Below are 1,742 nucleotides of genomic sequence, written 5' to 3'. Positions count from 1 at the left end.
GCTTAGGGGCAATAACACGTGGGCTAAAATTGGAGCGAAGCGACTGAGCCCACGTGTTATTGTCCCAGGGAGCTTGCGACCGACTACAGCGGTTTGTTATGAGACGGTTATTCCAAAGTCAGATAGTTTCATTTTCTCTGCTTTTTTGATTGTAGTTTTGATACATTCCTTTACGTCGTCTTGCAATTTTTCGTAATCCTCATATTGCTCACCTTCTTCCCTTAGAATTGGAATATTTTTATTCTTAAGGTGTTGATCTATATGCCAATGAGTAATACACGCGTTAGTATATGCCAGCTCTATCTTCATTCTATAGCTTTTTAAATAGCTAGACTTAGCAGGCTGTTCTTCAAGTATAATTTCGCGTTCAACGTCTGATATTAATTTTTCTAACCTTTCGATATCAGCATTAACTGCAGCTACATAGCCATGGATCATTTGGTATGAAATTCTTTGTTCTTGATTGAGATAAAGCGCTATATTCTTGTAATTTTCTGTAAAGATAACGTTGGATAGTTTTTGAGGAACTGATCCCTCAGTACACTTTAACGCAACTAACTGAAGATCTCTTAAAAAGCATTGCTCAACTCTACCAAGCTCAATCCGGATATCCATTAGCTCAGTTAAAAGTGCTTTTTTTATTTTATATCTTAGAATAACTCCTTTAATCCCACTTATAATTTGTCCTAAAATCAAGCCAACAATGACAGAAACTAAACCGACTATTATTTTTACACTTAAATCTTCATCCATAGTTCAACCCTGTCTCATAACACCCACATAAGGGGCAGTAATACGTGGGCTAAAATCCGAGCGAAGCGACAGAGCCCACGTGTTACTGTCCCAGCGAGCCTGCGAGCGGCTTAATGTGATTGTTATGTGAATTTTTCACACGCCCAAAAGAGGCAAATGTTTACGCTGCTGATAGGTAAAAGCTAACTCTAAACAGGACTTGATTGCTATTTCTGGTAACACTTGCGATAAGGATAGAACTATTGCTCTGTTTCCCTGAAACACCAGTTCTTCACCATACAATTCTCTAAAGGTATCGACTAACTTAGTTTGGCAATTAAAGAACAGGTAATAATTATTAGGATATTTCTGCTTCCAGTCCATTCTTAGTGGGCTGCCTGTTTTTACACTATAGCTGGGTTCACCCCACTTTAGAGTTTCATCGACTTCACCCAGCTCCAAATCAGATGCGATTTGAAAGACTATATTTCTTAGCTCCTCTAGCCTAATACGAGCATTTTCCGGATATTCATCGAAGCGTTCTTTGACTACCTTGTTCACTGGAACCTCCAATTCACATAACACCCAAATAAGGGGCACAAACGTGGCGGCTATAATCGGAACGAAGTGACACTGCCGCCATGTTTGTGTCCCAGCGAGCCTGCGAGCGACTTAATTTGATTGTTATGTTGCGCTCTATCCTTGAGTGTACTTTTGTTCGCACGAAACAACAGCTGCACATAATCCGCTAACAACTAGAAAGCCAATAGTGGCGGACAATGTACCTAAGCTAAAAAATAAATAAGTTGCTCTGATATTGGGGCCGACAACAAAAGCGGCGCCCCATAGGAGAGCAGTAAGAAGAGAAGATATATAAGAAAAAATACCAAGAGCTCTCGCTGCGAATAAAAGAGTTGGTAAATTTACAGTTTGTATCATTTGATAAGGGTAAAGTTTCATTAAAAACTCCTTTTTTATTTAGCTTGGAACATCATAGCTACATAACACCC

The 1,742-nt window shown here is 39.3% G+C and carries 3 protein-coding genes; all 3 read right to left on the bottom strand.

Annotated elements, in window-relative coordinates:
- Positions 1 to 96: 96 nt before the first annotated feature.
- The 3 genes from ACXAFQ_RS20385 to ACXAFQ_RS20375 all read right to left on the bottom strand — a co-directional run bounded on the left by ACXAFQ_RS20385 (position 97) and on the right by ACXAFQ_RS20375 (position 1,692).
- Entirely contained in the window at positions 97 to 753 is a 657-nt protein-coding gene (locus tag ACXAFQ_RS20385; protein WP_474825203.1) for a hypothetical protein, read from the bottom strand.
- Positions 754 to 888: 135 nt separating this feature from the next.
- Complete coding sequence (locus ACXAFQ_RS20380) at positions 889 to 1,293, bottom strand: DUF1801 domain-containing protein (RefSeq protein WP_474825202.1); 405 nt, start codon at positions 1,291 to 1,293, stop codon at positions 889 to 891.
- A gap of 135 nt (positions 1,294 to 1,428) precedes the next feature.
- A complete protein-coding gene (locus tag ACXAFQ_RS20375) occupies positions 1,429 to 1,692 on the bottom strand; it encodes a hypothetical protein (RefSeq protein WP_474825201.1) in 264 nt (87 codons plus the stop codon).
- Positions 1,693 to 1,742: the final 50 nt, after the last annotated feature.

The organism is Alteromonas sp. ABH2_165 (genome assembly GCF_056159945.1).
This window is presented reverse-complemented; position numbering and strand designations above follow the sequence as displayed.